At 58.7% G+C, this 15,786-nt stretch carries 19 protein-coding genes; 11 read left to right on the top strand and 8 right to left on the bottom strand.

All coding sequences use genetic code 11. The features are described 5' to 3' along the window. Positions 1 to 9 precede the first annotated feature (9 nt). Positions 10 to 408, bottom strand: coding sequence for a hypothetical protein (locus B2V90_RS14660; protein WP_157228575.1), 399 nt, complete (start codon positions 406 to 408; stop codon positions 10 to 12). A gap of 131 nt (positions 409 to 539) precedes the next feature. Here B2V90_RS14660 and B2V90_RS14655 point away from each other — a divergent pair, with 131 nt between their 5' ends. After that, positions 540 to 713: a DUF6771 family protein gene (locus B2V90_RS14655; RefSeq protein WP_293921977.1), complete on the top strand. Its 174-nt coding sequence runs from the start codon at positions 540 to 542 to the stop codon at positions 711 to 713. Positions 714 to 2,066: 1,353 nt separating this feature from the next. On the opposite strand, the gene B2V90_RS14650 is transcribed toward B2V90_RS14655, so the two are convergent. Next, positions 2,067 to 2,444 carry a hypothetical protein gene (locus B2V90_RS14650; protein WP_157228576.1) on the bottom strand — a complete coding sequence of 126 codons (378 nt, stop codon included), beginning with the start codon at positions 2,442 to 2,444 and terminating at the stop codon, positions 2,067 to 2,069. 77 nt (positions 2,445 to 2,521) lie between these two features. Between B2V90_RS14650 and B2V90_RS14645 the strand changes: the two genes are divergently transcribed. The 3 genes from B2V90_RS14645 (at position 2,522) to B2V90_RS14635 (ending at position 5,534) form a co-directional block, all read left to right on the top strand. Beyond that, positions 2,522 to 3,282 (top strand): IS5 family transposase gene (locus B2V90_RS14645; RefSeq protein WP_086012830.1). Its coding sequence is split into 2 segments (ribosomal slippage): positions 2,522 to 2,855 and positions 2,855 to 3,282, totalling 762 coding nucleotides; the frame shifts between segments, so codons are not numbered across the junction. Between the two features lie 86 nt (positions 3,283 to 3,368). Further along, the gene (locus B2V90_RS14640) at positions 3,369 to 4,400 is read left to right on the top strand and encodes an IS110 family transposase (protein WP_278376819.1); all 1,032 of its coding nucleotides are present in this window, start codon (positions 3,369 to 3,371) and stop codon (positions 4,398 to 4,400) included. An 879-nt stretch (positions 4,401 to 5,279) separates the two neighbouring features. Then, positions 5,280 to 5,534 carry a hypothetical protein gene (locus tag B2V90_RS14635; RefSeq protein ID WP_017503124.1) on the top strand — a complete coding sequence of 85 codons (255 nt, stop codon included), beginning with the start codon at positions 5,280 to 5,282 and terminating at the stop codon, positions 5,532 to 5,534. A gap of 445 nt (positions 5,535 to 5,979) precedes the next feature. On the opposite strand, the gene B2V90_RS14630 is transcribed toward B2V90_RS14635, so the two are convergent. Together B2V90_RS14630 and B2V90_RS14625 are read right to left on the bottom strand one after the other, a co-directional pair. Next, the gene (locus tag B2V90_RS14630; protein ID WP_017503125.1) at positions 5,980 to 6,897 is read right to left on the bottom strand and encodes an NAD(P)H-hydrate dehydratase; all 918 of its coding nucleotides are present in this window, start codon (positions 6,895 to 6,897) and stop codon (positions 5,980 to 5,982) included. After that, positions 6,894 to 7,652, bottom strand: a complete 759-nt coding sequence (locus B2V90_RS14625) for a histidine phosphatase family protein (protein WP_017503126.1) — start codon at positions 7,650 to 7,652, stop codon at positions 6,894 to 6,896. Before B2V90_RS14625 ends, B2V90_RS14630 begins: the two co-directional genes overlap by 4 nt. A gap of 152 nt (positions 7,653 to 7,804) precedes the next feature. Here B2V90_RS14625 and B2V90_RS14620 point away from each other — a divergent pair, with 152 nt between their 5' ends. The 5 genes from B2V90_RS14620 (at position 7,805) to B2V90_RS14600 (ending at position 10,787) form a co-directional block, all read left to right on the top strand. Then, positions 7,805 to 8,014: a hypothetical protein gene (locus B2V90_RS14620; RefSeq protein WP_081600971.1), complete on the top strand. Its 210-nt coding sequence runs from the start codon at positions 7,805 to 7,807 to the stop codon at positions 8,012 to 8,014. A gap of 123 nt (positions 8,015 to 8,137) precedes the next feature. Next, positions 8,138 to 9,256 carry a DUF3182 family protein gene (locus B2V90_RS14615; RefSeq protein ID WP_017503711.1) on the top strand — a complete coding sequence of 373 codons (1,119 nt, stop codon included), beginning with the start codon at positions 8,138 to 8,140 and terminating at the stop codon, positions 9,254 to 9,256. After that, on the top strand, positions 9,253 to 10,047 hold the full coding sequence (locus B2V90_RS14610) for an alpha/beta hydrolase family protein (protein ID WP_026109732.1): 795 nt from the start codon (positions 9,253 to 9,255) through the stop codon (positions 10,045 to 10,047). The genes B2V90_RS14615 and B2V90_RS14610 overlap by 4 nt, the downstream gene beginning before the upstream one ends. A 99-nt stretch (positions 10,048 to 10,146) precedes the next feature. Continuing rightward, positions 10,147 to 10,590 (top strand): pyridoxamine 5'-phosphate oxidase family protein, encoded by a 444-nt coding sequence (locus B2V90_RS14605; RefSeq protein WP_026109733.1) that lies wholly within the window; start codon positions 10,147 to 10,149, stop codon positions 10,588 to 10,590. Beyond that, positions 10,590 to 10,787: a hypothetical protein gene (locus tag B2V90_RS14600; RefSeq protein WP_017503714.1), complete on the top strand. Its 198-nt coding sequence runs from the start codon at positions 10,590 to 10,592 to the stop codon at positions 10,785 to 10,787. Before B2V90_RS14605 ends, B2V90_RS14600 begins: the two co-directional genes overlap by 1 nt. A 49-nt stretch (positions 10,788 to 10,836) precedes the next feature. Here B2V90_RS14600 and B2V90_RS14595 read toward each other — a convergent pair whose 3' ends face one another. After that, positions 10,837 to 12,546, bottom strand: a complete 1,710-nt coding sequence (locus B2V90_RS14595) for a glycoside hydrolase family 15 protein (RefSeq protein ID WP_293921971.1) — start codon at positions 12,544 to 12,546, stop codon at positions 10,837 to 10,839. A 298-nt stretch (positions 12,547 to 12,844) separates the two neighbouring features. Here B2V90_RS14595 and B2V90_RS14590 point away from each other — a divergent pair, with 298 nt between their 5' ends. Continuing rightward, a complete protein-coding gene (locus tag B2V90_RS14590; RefSeq protein ID WP_026109644.1) occupies positions 12,845 to 13,738 on the top strand; it encodes an SDR family oxidoreductase in 894 nt (297 codons plus the stop codon). A 107-nt stretch (positions 13,739 to 13,845) separates the two neighbouring features. Here B2V90_RS14590 and B2V90_RS14585 read toward each other — a convergent pair whose 3' ends face one another. Next, on the bottom strand, positions 13,846 to 14,280 hold the full coding sequence (locus tag B2V90_RS14585; protein ID WP_026109643.1) for a DUF3597 domain-containing protein: 435 nt from the start codon (positions 14,278 to 14,280) through the stop codon (positions 13,846 to 13,848). Between the two features lie 125 nt (positions 14,281 to 14,405). On the opposite strand from B2V90_RS14585, the gene B2V90_RS14580 reads away from it, so the two are divergent. Next, the gene (locus B2V90_RS14580; protein WP_017503310.1) at positions 14,406 to 14,978 is read left to right on the top strand and encodes a DUF4142 domain-containing protein; all 573 of its coding nucleotides are present in this window, start codon (positions 14,406 to 14,408) and stop codon (positions 14,976 to 14,978) included. 227 nt (positions 14,979 to 15,205) lie between these two features. On the opposite strand, the gene B2V90_RS14575 is transcribed toward B2V90_RS14580, so the two are convergent. Then, entirely contained in the window at positions 15,206 to 15,496 is a 291-nt protein-coding gene (locus B2V90_RS14575; protein ID WP_293922064.1) for a response regulator, read from the bottom strand. A 60-nt stretch (positions 15,497 to 15,556) separates the two neighbouring features. Next, positions 15,557 to 15,786 (bottom strand): plasmid stabilization protein (locus B2V90_RS14570; RefSeq protein ID WP_293921964.1); only part of this gene is annotated, 230 nt, incomplete at its 5' end.

The following is a 15,786-nucleotide window of genomic DNA, read 5'->3' as shown; positions in this document are numbered from 1 at the left end:
GGATGAGACTCACGTGTTCTCTATATGTTCCTCTGATACTGTCACGGAGTCAATTGATCGAGATTTCAGTGGCGCATGTGCCTGATGCGCGTCACAAAAATCTGGTCCGCCAAAAAGCGGCCCGCCGTCCTCAACTGGACGGGCATTTTGGCCTTCATCATCTGAGCCGCGCCACTGAACGGTAAATCTCCGCTCGATGGCTGCGGCAATTCGCTCGACGATATCGAGGCGCGCGCCGCGGGAACGGGCAAAATTGCGATCGGACAGAGCCCGGCGCAGCCAAAGTGGTGCCATCGAAAGTGCGATGGAAATATCGACGCGAAGCTGATGCGCGCGCCCCAGCCGCTCACGGCCCTCGGGCACGTGAAGGTCATCGGCTAAAGGGCGATCTGGCTCATCTGATTCCATGATCGACGCCTAGAACATATCAAGAACGCAACGTGCAAGAGGCGCTGCGAGTTATCCACAGATAATTGGAGAGATGCCGTGTGACCGCCCGCTATTGCGCCAATACGCATTGACGCTCATAGGCGATGACCATGGACGACCATATGAAAGCGATCATCGAACGGACGGTCGAGCGCGCGCCCCAATGGCTGCGCAATGATCTTGGCGGCAAGGATGCGAATGCCCGCCGCAGCGCTGAAGAGACGCTTGCGGCTATGATCGCCAACGCACTGAACGAAGGGGCCGGCGAAAAACCGACGACCTGATTTCTGAGAGGAACCTGATCAGTCACCACCGTCAGCTTGAATATCCACGCTCGGCCTCTCGGTTGAGTGTGCCACCCTTCCCCCCTTTGGCTGGCAACTCCCTGAACCTTGGCCCCGTGTTTTAGTTTGCTCCGGCGGCGTTTTATTTCGCCTGCGAGACAGAACAGAGCTTCGGATGTAGCACGCCGACGACCAGTATCTACCAATCCGTGGTGCTGACATGGGAAGATCGGCTGACCCGTGCAGGGCGCGTTCGAGCGACACGTGCCGAGTGCCGGTTGGGATGGTTGGCGGCTAGACGGATTTTATCATGAACTTCAATACGGGACTTTCCTCAACATAGCCTGGCGCAAGCCATCCAATCGGGTTCAAAAGCCGAGGATGGACCTCCAATTTCCGCACAGAACTTCTCCTGAAGCATCGAATTGGCGCGGTCCTGACGGACACGGCTCCATCTCCACTACGCTTCGACCAAGCCACCTTCAGTGTCCTGTCCCATTCGGGCAACGATCCCCGCGCGAGGTGCGCCAGGTGGCGCGGCCCTTCCCACATCCTCGATGCTGACGAAATCCGCAGCTGTGTTCGTTTCCACTGAGAATTGACCCGGGTAGGGCGTAAATTTCCATTGAGAATTGACCCATGCTCAACTCGTCCCTGGCTTTGACAAGCGAAGATATATGGAGTGATGGACATGGCTAGTGAGCGTTATCCGGCGCCGACATTTTGGCGATCATGTGCCGATCCGGGAGATAGCGCGCCGCACCCCACTATTACCAAGCGCGTCCCGTGCGCGGTCAAAATCAGCGGGCGTATTTGGGGTCAAGTCGTCCGCGAAATACCTCATATGCGATAACGACGAACCACCTTCGCCTGCCCTCCGACATGAAATCATGGACCGCTTCGACAGTCCGCCCGAACCGTTGGATCATTTGTCCTATGTCGTCGATTACGTTGGCATCCCGCTGCTAATCGCCCCCCCCAGCAGACGATAGCGCTGACATTGGCGTGGAGCGTCCCCTCCCCCTCTATCCCAACATGATCCTTCGCCTTGTGCGGTCCTTCACCATGTCGCTAGACGCATGTTGAAGAGCATGTACCTGCGCCGTCGAGCAGACGATCAGTTGGGAAGATGGCGCGCGCTTCTTCCCCGATTTCCATCGTCCAGAAATACTCCGGAACGCGAACGATTTTCCGCATGGGGATGGAAGCGATCAGCGACACAATCCTGATCTGAGACATACCCCGTTGGGGTTATTCGCTGCGCTGCAAAATGTGCTATCCGATTCGCGCGACCCGACGGTTTGTCTTCACGATCGATCGTTCACTGGCCCCGTCCGAAATGGCGGGGCCATTTTAGTTGATCGTTGGTCGCGTGAGACTGAAGTCTTCAGCGGCGATCAGCATCAGAAAACTTCCATCGACTTGGACCAGGGCGCCCCGCGCGAAGGCCTTCTGGGCCGCATCGGCGATCCATCCGATCATCCCGCCGAAAGCTATCAGCACTTCATCATCCGCAGCTTTGGTTGCCGCTAGCATTTCGCCTTCAGACAAAATGAGCATCCCTGAGAGGCCCTCGAACGTCGCCGGGATCCGCATCTCGCCATCGGCCACTTCACCGGCAGCCCAATCGACCTGGAGTGTATCGCTGTCCATCCGTGGAGAATGACGCGCGCGTAGGGCGCCATCAAGATATATATAGAGAGAAGCTTTTGCGGCGCGAAGCTTCACCAATCTAGGCTCAGGACCTATTAAATCGCTTGCGGTGATAGCGAAGGGTTGATTCAATGACGGCGTGAGGAGACGTCGTGATGAGTGACCTGCTCTGGTTGTCGGAAGCGCAGATGCGCCGGATCGAGCCATATTTTCCGCTATCGCACGGGGTGCCACGGGTGGACGACCGTCGGATCATCAGCGGGATCATCTTCGTGATCAGGAACGGCCTGCGGTGGCGCGATGCGCCTGCCGATTATGGCCCGCCGAAGACGATCTACAACCGCTTCATCCGGTGGAGCCGGCTCGGCGTGTTCAACAAGATCTTCGCGGCCCTCGCGGCGAAGGGCGGCAAGCCCGACCAGTTGATGATAGATGCAACCCACCTGAAAGCACACCGGACGGCGGCAAGCCTGCTCAAAAAGGGGATGTTCCCAGACGTATCGGACGCACCAAGGGCGGCCTGAACTCGAAGCTCCACACCGTCTGCGACGGCAAGGGCCGGCCGCTGGTCATGCTGCTGAGCGAGGGCCAGATGAGCGACTACAAGGGCGCTGCCCTGATGCTCGACGCCTTGCCTCCCGCCAAAGCCTTGCTCGGCGATCGAGGCTATGACGCCGACTGGTTCCGCAAGGCGCTTGCGGAGCGCAACATCACCGCCTGTATTCCCTCAAAGAAGAACCGGAAGGTGCCAATCCCGCACGACGCTGCGCTCTATCGTCAGCGCCACAAGATCGAAAACATGTTCTGCAAGCTCAAGGACTGGCGGCGCATCCACACCCGATACGACCGTTGCGCCCACACCTTCATGTCCGCCATCTGTATCGCCGCCGCCGTCATCTTCTGGCTCAATCAATGAGATGGGGTGGTTGCCGCCCTCCCTGACGGCATCACGATGTGCCAGCATAGTTTTGGTTCAAGCTACGCACGAAGAGGACGGCAACCATGAGTATCGATACGATGATTGGTGTGGACCTGGCAAAGTCTGTTTTCCAGATTCACGGGGCGTCGATGAACGGCGAGATACTGTTTCAACGCAAGCTGTCGCGGCAGGCCTTTAGCGTGTTCATGGCTCAACACTCAGCTGCCGTGGTCGTCATGGAGGCGTGCGGTAGTGCCCATTACTGGGCCCGTTTGTTGAGCGGATTTGGTCACGAGGTCAGGCTGATCGCGCCACGCTATGTGCGCCCATTTGTGAAGCGGCAGAAGAACGACGCAGCCGATGCCGAAGCGATTGTGGTGGCGGCTCAACGGCCCGAGATGCGCTTTGTCGAACCCAAGAGCGTGGCTCAGCAGAGCGCGGCGATCCTGTATCGATCACGCCAGCGCCTTGTACGTCAGCGGACAGAGACAGTGAACGCCTTGCGGGCAGCCTTGTATGAGTTCGGGCACATCGTGCCTCAGGGCATTCGGCACGTCCGCCGCATTGGCGCGATCCTGGAGGCGCCCAATAGCGATTTGCCGACTTTGATGCGCGAGGAGTGCCTCGCGATGCTCGATCAGGTCGCGGCGCTCAGTAGTTGGATTGATACAAAGACCGCAAAGATCAAGGAACTCGCAGCCACCACGCCGATATCGAAGCGATTGCAAACCATGCCTGGTGTCGGTCCGCTAGTGGCGACGGCAGTGGAGACCTTTGCGCCTGAAATGGCGACCTTTAACAATGGCCGCGACTTTGCAGCCTGGCTTGGATTGGTCCCGCGACAGTTTTCATCAGGCGGCAAGGAACGGCTTGGGCGGATCACCAAGGCTGGCCAAAGCGACATCCGGCAAATGCTGATCATTGGCGCGATGTCGCGATTGAATTGGATGGGACGCAAGTCGATCCCGGAAAGCTCATGGCTTGCACGCATGATGGCCCGCAAGCCGCGCATGCTGGTCGCCATCGCATTGGCTAACAAAATGGCACGCCAGATCTGGGCCATGCTGACCAAGAATGAAGATTACAGGAATCCGACGCCGGTCATGGCTGCCTGATAAGGCAAACTTAGACAGGTTGGATGAAAGGGGTGTGAGAAGGCAACGACCCGAATGGGCAAAATGATCGAACAGATCTGGATCAGGAAAACCAGTTCAGGACTCTGAGTGATAAAGCTCGCCAATGAGATTTGGACCTGATCCGCTGATCACCATACCGGCCAGCGGCCTTCGAAAGCGCCGTAATCAAGGCCTGACAGAAGACCGCACTCGATCACCAGTTCAGAAGGTCAAAACCCTCTTGCATCACGGGCGGCAACCACAGAAGTCCTGAGCCTAGGTAGCGCCTCGCCACCCCCCGTGTTCCATCGTCGAACTCTTGCGCTCCCCCGTAATCGGCAGCCAGGCGCTCCTTCAGCAAAGTCGAGGATCGAAGCGCCGCCTCGTCACAGCTGAACGCAAAGCGTTCTCCATTGCTCCGCATGACACTCATCGCAACGGCTATTGGCCTGCTCTTGAACGCGATCATAATCGATAATGCAGTCTTACAGTTTGCAATTGCCATGATGTCTGCGACCCTGATCTATGAACTTGCCTACGCTTGGCGATGCGCTTGGAAGCGGGAGGCGGCCGCTCGCTACAGGTTTGAAGAGATTGAAGCGGCCAGCATAAGCTCAGAAACGTCTGGCCCAGGCCGTTGAGCCTTGGATTTCATATTCAAATGCCGAAAATGGGCTTCTTACCGGCCGCCGGCAATCTCGCACCGACGAAACAGCCAACAAGAGTGTCTCCACGAAATTTATCTGAAAGGCGAACAGATCTCGCGGCCGTGAGTTGAAAGGATAGTTATTCACTGGGCCGGAAGTTGGCAAGCGGCTGTCCTGAACCGACAAACGGCGATGACGGATATTTTTCCTACTATCACTACTAGGGAATGATATGACGGAAGAAGAACTTCATGCGCTAAGATTTCAGGCTCTCGTCACGACCAAGCTGGCGCAGACAACGCTGGAGTTCGTCATCAACATGGCAAGATTGCAGGGCTTGTCGCTTGACCTGGAAGGGGCCGCTCAGGCCCACCTGAACTGCGAGGTCGATCAGAGCCTAGACCCGGCAAGTTTTGCGATCGAGCGCGATGCACGAACGGCGGTCGCGGAGATGCTATTGGCTTTCGCACGAAAGGCCGGGAATTAGTCCAAAAGCCTGATAGAATGTTGCTAGCGGCGTGGCGCGCGCCGCTTGCGACCCTTTGTCGTGATTTAGCGCCCAATTTTTCGGTCCTAGGTGCGGTCGGTCCGCGAAAGGGCAAGTCGCGACCCTTCTGAGACACTCAGAGATCAAATGCTGATCCCTAGGTGCAGAAGGTCCGCTATCGCGGCAGGTGTCGATCAACTCACTCCATTCCCCTCTATCAAGATGGACGGGAGCTTTTTGTAGCGGTGCAGACGTTTGTGTCTGCCACAGATTTCAATCAGCAGCGGATCGGGGCCCTCGCAAAGTCAGGAAGTCGCTTGCCAGCAGCACCAGTACTCGATCCGGGGCAATAGGGGACGCGACGCCCACGGTCGGGAGAATCACGGAAATCCATGTTTCATGCATCTGCGGATCGATTGCTCACGCAGGCAAAAATGGACGGCAGCTAGGGTAGGACATCCTCACCAGAACCCTGAGTTCGCATGGTCTTCTCAATGAGAGCAGGAATGAGCGGTAAAAGCTCGCGTGCCAGAAAGCCGACCTCACCGATTGTCTCTGCAAGGATGTTGCCGGCTTTCCCATGGATCCAAGCACCCCAGGCGGCAGCCTGAAATGCAGTCGCACCTCGAGAAGCAAGACCCCCTATGAGTCCAGCCAGCACATCGCCGGAGCCTCCCGTACCAAGCCCGACGCAGCCCCCCTCATAAATGAGACATCGGCCGTCAGGTTGGGCCAGATAACTAATATCTCCCTTGAGGAGTATGACGGCGCTCCATCGCGCTGCCATTTCAACCGCTATCGCTGCTGGCCTCGCCTTGATCTCTTCGATCGGCAGGCCGCTCAGCGCCGCCATCTCTCCATGGTGAGGCGTGAAAATCGCATCCTTGCTTACTCGCCACCGTGATGGGCCGAAATGACGCAATGAAACCAAGGCTGCAGCGTCGAGAATGAGACTGCCAGGGAAATCGAGGCTATCGAAAAGACTGGCGACAAATGCCCGCGCCGCCTTCCCCGTGCTCATGCCTGGTCCCAGGATGATCGTGTCGCACGCCGTGATTCGATCCTTCAATATTTCCGCTGCTGCGGGGGCGATTTCTCCGTCTTCGTCGGCGGGCAGCGCGATCATGGCTGCCTCCGGGACGAGCACGCCCAGCGACATTGCCGAAGATAGCACGGTCGCCATCTGCAGCTTTCCCGCACCTGCGCGTAGCGCGGCTTCGCCGGTAAGGCGAAGCGCACCGGGCACGAACTCGGCCCCTCCAACCACCAGGACGCGGCCGCGACTATTCTTGTCGGCGCCTTGCGCGATCGCCGGCAGCGGATGTCGCTTCAGCCACGCCTCGTCGAGCTGTCGGCAACTCATCCGCGTACACCCGCTATGGCATCGGGCGCGCGGGTCACGGGCGTGTCGTCCTGCTCGACCGGGGCTGTCACATTGTATCGACCAAGCAATAGCCCTCCATCCTTGCCCTTCTCCGCGTTGAATGCATATTCGGTGATGGCGCAGTTGGCGACATCGCCTTCACGGTCGACCTCCAATATCTCGGCCTCGGTCATGCCTTCGATGATGTATCGCAAGCACAGCACCACTACCTGATGGGTGAAGATCATCACATGCCGGTCCGCATGATGAAGCGCGATCGTATCCATGACGGAGCGCAGTCGCAGAATGACATCGCACCAGCTCTCGCCCCCTGGAGGGCGATGATAGAATTTGCCTAGCAGCCTGCGAAATTCTGCTTGCTGCGGCTCGATGCTGCTTACCCCCATAGATGTCAGCCCATCGAGGATGCCGAATTCCTTTTCCCGCAGCCTCTCGTCAAAGCAGATGGGCACATTGCCTGCGCAACCTCCGGCCTGACGAAATAGATCTGCGGTCTCGCAGGCGCGCCGATAGGGAGATGCAAGGAGAACATCCGGACGCTCATGCGGTGCCTCGCCGGCATACCAGCGTCCCAGCGCTCCAGCCTGGTCGCGGCCCAACTCGCTCAGGGGCACGTCAGCATCTCGCTCGGACAAATCTATGCGGTCGACATTGGCCTGCATGGCGGCATCCCGCGCGACATTGCCAGCGCTCTGGCCATGCCGAACGATCGTCAGTTTCCTCGGCCAATGCATCTGCTTCACCGCTTTTCTCCTTTTTGAAAGAAATGGATGGGCTGGCCAAATGATCCCATTTTCGCGTGCGGGAGATGAAGCGCGATCAAGGATATTTCGCTTCTCCGTTGAGTTCACCAATATGAGAGGACCATATTAGCCGGGAATCACGCATGCGTGATGATGTCGAAGCGCTGACACTCATGGCGGAGGAAATTTCGCTGCTCCGCGACCTTTCCACGCAGGATAAAAGCGATCCAAGCTGGATCCTGGTACGAGCCTGCGCAGACCATATGTGTGAGATTTTGGATCATTTTGCGGGCGACCAGGGGCATTTAAGTGGCGAGATGCCTTGGTGGCGCCTATTTCGGAAAAGGCCCTGACACTGCCCTGACCCAGAGCCGCAGATCAGGGAAGCCTGGTTTGCAAGGTCAGGGATATAATGTCCGAGCCTGGGGTTGTTGCAGGACTGCCGCTTGGCGGCCCCTCCAAGTCCGTGAGGCCCAATGGCTCGCTCGCATCAGACCCATTTTGTGAAGATCCATCCCACCCAATCCATTGCCTTGAACAATGAACATGACAAGGCCTCACGGAGCGAACTTGCCCGCAGGATTGCCCGGCTCGGCGAGACAAGATTTGTCGATCATGACATGCCGGGTGACCAACAGCTATCAAGCGGCAAGCCGGACACACTCTTCATTCCGACCGGCACGGTCGATCTCTCAACGGCAAGAAAACTGGGCATCCAGGCTGAGAGCCAGATCTACGGTGGCGTCGTGCCGTTTCCCTTTGTCGGGAGCAAGGTCATCACGCATCCGGCCTTCGGGGACGACCCTGCAATTCCCGCCGGATGGCGCGCTGAACTGGGCTTAGCTCTTGCTCCTCACGTTCTTTCGGGCTGGTCGGCCTTTACTTTCGATGCGGTTCGCGATGCCGCTCTTGATATGCTCGGGCGTACGGCGACCCGTCTGAAGGAGGTCGAGGCCACTGCCGGACTAGGCCAGTTCGTCGCGACGTCGGTCAAGGATTTGGACGAAGCGATGGCCCAGCTCGACGAGGCTGCCATTTCGAAGCATGGCGTGGTGATCGAGGAGAATCTTGATGACGTTGTCACCTACAGCGTCGGCACGACGCGCCTTTTTGGCGAGGCGATTTCCTATTGGGGCACGCAGCGGCTCACCACCAACAACAGTGGCGCGACTGTCTATGGCGGCTCCACTCTTCATGTCGTGAGGGGCGGTCTGGAACGGCTTGTGAGCCTGGGTCTGGCTGACGAACTGCAGCAGGGGGTCGATAAGGCGATCGCCTATGACGCTATCGTCTCACGATTCTATCCGGATTTGCTGGCGTCTCGCCGCAATTACGATGTCGCCGCAGGCGTCAATTCCTACGGCGAACGCCGCATCGGCGTGCTCGAGCAGAGTTGGCGTGCCGGCGGCGCGAGCGGCGCGGAGATCGCAGCGTTCGAAGCCCTGGCGCGTGATCCCGGCCGATCGGCTGTGACGTGCATGACGATGGAGATTTATGGCGAGGTAGACGCTGCTCCGGACGGCAGCATTATCTATTATAGCGGGGTAGATCCCGTGGCAGGACCGATGACAAAATATGCGATGGAGCTGGAATGACAGGTAGTCAGCTATCCTTTGACGTCGAGGGCGAGAGCCTGGAAGCAACCTTATTGTCGCCCGACAAGCTGGTCCCTGGCATTCTTTTCATCCACGGATGGGGCGGTTCGCGCGAACAAGACATGGTGCGAGCCGAAGAGATCGCGCAATTGGGCTGTATCTGCTTCACCTTCGACCTGCGAGGCCATGCCAAACATGCCGAAGAGCGCAATGTCGTGACCCGGTCGCACGGTCTTGCAGATGTGACGGCGGCTTATGATTATCTCGTCAAGCAGGACCAGGTCGATCCGTCGGCGATTGCGGTCGTTGGCACCAGCTATGGTGGCTATCTTGCGGCATTGCTGACTGCGGCTCGCCCGGTCAACTGGTTGGCGCTTCGTGTTCCTGCGCTCTATCCTGACGAACATTGGAATGTGCCCAAAGCGAAGCTCGACCGCAATCTCATCAATGCCTATCGGGCGCGCTTTCGAACGGGCCGGGAAGACAAGGCTCTGGCCGCTTGCGAGCACTTTGCCGGCGACGTTCTGATCGTTGAATCGGAACATGACGATTATGTGCCGCACGCGACCATCAGCTCCTATATGTCGGCGTTCCACAACAGCAATTCGCTGAGCTATCGTATTCTAAAAGGCGCTGATCATTCGCTGCGGGATGAAGCTGGCCGACGGGCCTACAATCAATTGCTGCTCACCTGGATAGAGGAGATGGTCCGGGGCGGCCGCCGCCCGTCGTCGGACGCCCAGGCAGAGGCTCAACTTCCATCGCAGGCGAGGAAGCTCGCACAAAGCTGATCCTGTCCCAGCGGATGCGTTCTTACAGCGGCGCTTCACTGTGGGGTGGCCGTTATTCCTGTTCGTGCGTTGATGCCGCAACAATAGAAGGAGACGGCCATGTCCATGTCGCTCGAAGATCTGTCGCGCAAGATGAAGGAGATCGATTTCGCGATGCTGGCCATGCATACGGGCGGTGGCGCGATCGGATCGCGTCCGATGAGCAATAATCGTGAGGTCGATTATGACGGTAGCGCCTGGTTTTTCACGGAAGAGACCACGCTCATGGTGTCGGATATCAAGGCCGATCCGGCAGTAAATCTAAGCTATCAGGGCAAATCAGGCTTGTTGGGACAACGCCCCTTCTGTCTGGCGGTGGAAGGGACAGCCATGCTCATCCGCGACAAGGACCAGTTTGAAGCGCATTGGACGAAAGGCCTGGAACGGTGGTGGCCGCAGGGTCCGCAGACGCCTGGCCTCGTCCTGATCCAGGTGATTGGCGAGCGCGCGCATTATTGGGATGGCGAAGAGGAAGGCGAGCTATCGCTGGAGGGCGCTCACTGATGGTATCGGATGAGAAGCCCTCGCCGCGCCGGCTCGCGAAGGCCGGTGCAGTCTTTTGCGGCGTGATCATTGCCCTGTTCATCATCATATTCGTCGCGAGGAATGTCTGGCATGGCGAGGAACTTGAGCGGGATCAGGCCACTGGCAACAACGTCGCGACCGAGCATACCGGCCCATCCTATAACCAGCAGCCTTGAACCGGACAGCTTTCAAAGGAGCCTGGAAGCTGGCCCTGTTCGCTGGAGCCTAGCCTCTGCTAGCCTCCAGCGACATGAGAGCCTGAATAATAGCCAGATGGGTCAGTCCTTGCGGCATGTTGCCCAGATATTGGCCTGACACAGGGTCGATCATTTCAGGATATACGCCAGCTGTGGGCGCCAGTCCCTCAATCGCTTCGGCAAATGCCCTGGACGCCGCTTCAGGCTGGTCGAGTAGAATTTTGGCCTCGACCATCCAGAAGGTGCAGGCGAGGAAGCAGCCTTCTTCTTTCTCTGCTCCCGAATAGCGATAATGATAGGGTCCAAAGCCGAGCTCCCGATCGATCGCCTCGACCGTTCGACGCAGGCGATCCCGTCCATCGAATCCAAAGCGCACAGCAAGGGCGAGGGATGCATCGAGGCGATCCGAGCCTGGATAGAAACTATAGGCGCCCAGGCTCTCGGACCAGCAATGTTCCGTTATCCAGGCCTCGATCCTGTCTCGTTCGCGTGACCAGCGATCGCGGCAAGTCGTCGGCAATTGTCCTGCGTCAGCCAGCTCGACGGCGCGGGCCAGAGCCTGCCAGCAACTGATTTTCGACATGGTATAATGCTGCTCCTGGGCAAGCTCCCAGATGCCGCTATCCTTCTGGCGCCAGATGTCCGCACATTGATCGGCAAGATGGGCCAATATCTCTGCGCTGCGCGCGTCCAGAATATTGCCATGGTCTACGAAGCATGCCGCGGTCTCGAAGATATCGCCATAAATTCCATGCTGCCGCTGATCCGTGGCGCGGTTTCCAGCAACAACCGGCTGTGAACGGCGATAGCCGGGCAGGTCGACTGTCCGGACGTCTGAAGCTGCGCCGCCCCAGATCGAATAGCAGACGCGCGGCCCCACTTCCTCGATTTGCTTGAGCAACCAGGTCAGAGCAGCCTTAGCCTCCGCCTGGGCACCAACGCGCAGGAAGGCGTTGATGGTATAGCCTGCGTCGCGGACCCAGGCGAAGCGATAGTCGTAATTTTTCGGTCCGCCAATCCGTTCAGGAAGAGAGGTGGTCGCCGCTGCTGCGATCGCTCCACTGGGCGAAAAGAGCAGGAGTTTGAGGGCCAGGGCACTTCTGACCAATGCCTCCCGACATGGTCCGTCACATTGGACCGTCTTCGCCCATGTGCGCCATTCGTCATCCGAGCCATCGATCCGGGCATCTATTTCGTCAAGCGAAGGCGCAACCAGCGGCTCGTCTTCGCCCGCCACGATCGCGAGCAGCTCCCTCCGGCCCGCCTCGATCGTCAAACTTGCGGTCGCCCCACTATCGCCCAGATGCTCGATGATCACGCCCGATCCCCGCAGAAAGAGACCCAGCACGCCGCCGACATGGAAAACATCATGGCCACCGACTTTCTGCATATAGGGCGAAGCGGTTCCCGCCCGATGGCCAAGCCTCAACGCGATGTCGAAATGTACCGAGCCTTCCAGCCCCTCGATACGTCGCGCCAATTCGCACCAGGGCAAGCGCCCCGCAGAACCGCTGTTGAGCGTTTCGACCATTCGCGCCTTACCGCCAGCGGTCGTGAATATAGTCTCGAGGACATTACTCTCTGGACGATATGCCCGCTCGACCTCGAACGCTTCACGAGGCGTGATGGCGAAATAACCGCCCTCCTGCGGGTCAACCAACTTGTCGAACAGGGGCGGAGAATCGAGATTGGGGACACACCACCAGTCGAGCGACCCATCGCTACCGCTCAGGGCCACCGTCCGGCCATCGCCCAGGGCCCCATAATGTTCGAGATGGAGGTAGTTTTCCGCGTCGCGCCGGGGGCGAGCGTTGTCGAGCCGGATTATGTTGATAGCGACGATTCCCTTTAACTGATTGCAGGGGAGAACGCACGAGAGGCGGCCTGTTTTCCTGATCCAGATCAGAACTATGAATAAGATTGCCATCCTGCTGAGCCGGTGTGGAACTGGATGGCTCTGCGGCTCGTAGTTTGCCGTGTCGCCTAGAACGGCAAACTGGACTGTCGTCCATCATCCCCATCAGCAAGGAGCGAACATGGCAGAGCGTCTCACCATGCAGGACCCGCGCGCACAATATCCCAAGCCCCCATTTCCCGAGCAGCCGCAACCGGTTCCCGGCATCGCCGCGAACATGGATCCCAAGCCTGATCATGGTGAGGAAAGCTATGCCGGCTCGGGTAAACTCAAGGGCCGCAAGGCACTGGTCACTGGCGGCGACAGCGGCATCGGCAGAGCCGCAGCGATAGCCTATGCGCGCGAGGGCGCCGATGTCGCCATCTCCTATCTTCCAAGCGAAGAGGAAGACGCAAAGACGGTCATCGCCCTGATCGAAGCAGAAGGCCGCAAGGCGGTCGCGCTGCCTGGCGACATTACGGACGAGAATTGGTGCCGCAAGCTCGTCGATGAGGCGGTGAATGGCCTTGGCGGGCTTGACATTCTTGTCATCAACGCTGGCCGCCAGCAATTTCGCGATGACGTGGAGGCCGTGAGCTCGGAAGATTTCGACCGCACGCTCAAGACCAATCTCTACGCCATGCACTGGATCACACAGGCCGCTGTGCCGCATCTTCCCGCAGGTGCGTCGGTGATCACCACCGCCTCCGTCCAGGCCTATGAGCCCTCTGCCATATTGCTCGATTATGCCACGACAAAGGCGGGCATCGTCGCTTACACCAAGGCTCTGGCCAAGCAGCTGATCGAAAAGGGCATCCGGGCAAATGTGGTTGCCCCCGGTCCATTCTGGACGGTCTTGCAATCCAGTGGCGGTCAGCCGCAGGACAAGGTCACCAAGTTCGGTGAGCAGAGCCAGTTCGGCCGCCCTGGTCAGCCGGTCGAGATCGCGCCCGTCTATGTGCTGCTGGCCTCGCAGGAGGGCAGCTATATCACCGGTGAAGTCTATGGCGTGACCGGCGGCGCAGGGATCGCTTGAAGCGAGTATGGCCCCGCGTCACCGCGGGGCCAACGTCCCGACAGATATGGTTCTGAGAGGTTAACGCCGGGCCGCCACCTCAAGAAGGAGCGGCACGGCCAGAGGCCTTAGTCGCGCAGGCTATCGGGAACCACGCCGCCATTTTCAGCGAGTTTCGCCATCACTGCCCTGTGCAGCGCGATATTCTGCTCTGCGCTGCCGTCAGCGCCCTCATGAACAGCCAGCTCGTCGGCCAGTTGCTTGCGCGCTGTAAGGCTGGAATCGAGATCGAGGAGCTTCAGCAGATCGACGATCGAACTTTGGTAATTTCCACCGCCGCCCCTAGCGTCGGCCATGGCCGAAAGGACCACGCCGACATCGACCTGCGGCAGCGAGGCTGCCTCAGGTGAGGCGGTGGCCGTGGCGGGCGACGCAGGGGGCGTAATGGCTGGCGGGGTCGGGCTGGCGGTCTGAACATTCGTGGCCGGTGCAGGAGCGCCATTGCTTGCCTTCTGGTCATCATGACCAAAAATCTTGTCTCTGATCTTACTGAAGATGCCCATGTTCCTGTCCTCCATGTGATGGTTCAATCATCACCAAACGGCGGGTGGCAAAGAAGGCTCCCATGGGAACGAGCTTGGACGCGGAGGGTTGACGTTCCGACAGAGGATGATCCGGGAGACGATCGATGAAAATGCAGTTCGCGACGGTGGCGATATCATTGGCAGCGCTGTTACTTGGCGGATGCGGCAAGAAGGTCGATACGACGCCCAACAACGCCGCGGCAGTGCCGATGAACAGCGTCAACGCCTTCGAACCGGCGCCGGTTGCGGAGAGCACAGGCCAGATGTTCGCCAATGCGGCAGCATCGAACGATACATTCGAAATCGAAAGCTCGAGATTGGCGCAAGCCAACAGCCAGTCGACGTCCGTCAAGAAATTCGCGGAGTCGATGATCAAGGCGCATACCGATTCAACGGCTAAGCTTGGCCAGGCTGCGAGCGCCGCGTCCCCGGCTATCGTGCCCAAACCAATCCTGACTTCCGAGCAGCAACAGTCACTCGATGCGCTCAAGGGCAAGAAAGGTGCCGACTTTGATGCCGCCTATATCGAAGCGCAGACCAGGGGACATCAGGAGACGCTCGACACGCTCAAAGCCTATTCGGCCAATGGTGACGTCCCCTCGTTGAAGGAGTTCGCGACCAAGCTTGTTCCCATCGTCACCGCACATCTCAACATGGCGAAGGGTCTCAAGTCCTGAGCGAAGGTTCCTTTTTCAGAATTTCTGCGTGTACGGACGGGCCATGGCGGTGATCGCCCATGACCCGGCTCCCTGCCCCTTCGATCTTGCATGAGGCAGATCGAAGGGGCTTTTGGCCCTGCCAGCAAATGCCGCGTCGAGGAAATCGCGCGTTCATCCTCATGAAGGCACCCGACACGCAACGCGGCGACGCCTTCATATTCTTACATCAAGAGCGCGGGCCAATCTCAGGCGGCCGCATCGCGGAGGATGCGAGATAATACCGAATACGGTTTATGGAGAAGCGGAAATCCGTGCCCGCTATATTCGGCCAGGGCATGGCCATAGCCGCTGGTGAGCACTATTGTCTTGTCGGGCCAGCGCGCACGGATTTTCTTGCCCAGTTCCACGCCATTCATGCCCGGCATGACGACATCCGAGAATATGATATCGACATCGTCGTGAGCGATTTCCAAAATGGCGATCACCTCGAGCGCATCGGCTGTCCGTTGGGTTACAAACCCCGGATCGCCAAGCAGTTGAGACGCAAATCGGCCGATCTGGTGGTGTCTGGTTATGATTGCCCATGGAGCAGGAATTCACGCGGCGCCTTTACGTCTCCGCGTTTCCCAACCCTTTTTCGCGGCAGCCGACCGGTCGGAAGCGCTCTGGCTGGAACCGCCTTTGCGTCCGCCCTTGCGCGAACTGTCATGATTTTCAGCCTTGCCGCGTCCGGAACCCGATTTGTTTCCGCCGCCCGATTCCTTATTGACCGTTGCCCAGGCGCGGCGCTCGGCCTCCTTGTGGGAAACGCCGCGATCCTCATAGC

Source organism: Sphingobium sp. UBA5915, assembly GCF_002431195.1.
Classification (GTDB): domain Bacteria; phylum Pseudomonadota; class Alphaproteobacteria; order Sphingomonadales; family Sphingomonadaceae; genus Sphingobium; species Sphingobium soli.
This window is presented reverse-complemented; position numbering and strand designations above follow the sequence as displayed.

Bases quoted from the DNA above. Each gene is read 5' to 3' on its own strand.
- B2V90_RS14585 (WP_026109643.1), bottom strand. From the start codon at position 14,280: ATGGGCATCTTCAGTAAGATCAGAGACAAGATTTTTGGTCATGATGAC.
- B2V90_RS14620 (WP_081600971.1), top strand. From the start codon at position 7,805: ATGCGTGATGATGTCGAAGCGCTGACACTCATGGCGGAGGAAATTTCG.
- B2V90_RS14625 (WP_017503126.1), bottom strand. From the start codon at position 7,652: ATGCATTGGCCGAGGAAACTGACGATCGTTCGGCATGGCCAGAGCGCT.
- B2V90_RS14590 (WP_026109644.1), top strand. From the start codon at position 12,845: ATGGCAGAGCGTCTCACCATGCAGGACCCGCGCGCACAATATCCCAAG.
- B2V90_RS14640 (WP_278376819.1), top strand. From the start codon at position 3,369: ATGAGTATCGATACGATGATTGGTGTGGACCTGGCAAAGTCTGTTTTC.
- B2V90_RS14610 (WP_026109732.1), top strand. From the start codon at position 9,253: ATGACAGGTAGTCAGCTATCCTTTGACGTCGAGGGCGAGAGCCTGGAA.
- B2V90_RS14605 (WP_026109733.1), top strand. From the start codon at position 10,147: ATGTCCATGTCGCTCGAAGATCTGTCGCGCAAGATGAAGGAGATCGAT.
- B2V90_RS14655 (WP_293921977.1), top strand. From the start codon at position 540: ATGGACGACCATATGAAAGCGATCATCGAACGGACGGTCGAGCGCGCG.
- B2V90_RS14580 (WP_017503310.1), top strand. From the start codon at position 14,406: ATGAAAATGCAGTTCGCGACGGTGGCGATATCATTGGCAGCGCTGTTA.
- B2V90_RS14635 (WP_017503124.1), top strand. From the start codon at position 5,280: ATGACGGAAGAAGAACTTCATGCGCTAAGATTTCAGGCTCTCGTCACG.
- B2V90_RS14600 (WP_017503714.1), top strand. From the start codon at position 10,590: ATGGTATCGGATGAGAAGCCCTCGCCGCGCCGGCTCGCGAAGGCCGGT.
- B2V90_RS14630 (WP_017503125.1), bottom strand. From the start codon at position 6,897: ATGAGTTGCCGACAGCTCGACGAGGCGTGGCTGAAGCGACATCCGCTG.
- B2V90_RS14615 (WP_017503711.1), top strand. From the start codon at position 8,138: ATGGCTCGCTCGCATCAGACCCATTTTGTGAAGATCCATCCCACCCAA.
- B2V90_RS14660 (WP_157228575.1), bottom strand. From the start codon at position 408: ATGGAATCAGATGAGCCAGATCGCCCTTTAGCCGATGACCTTCACGTG.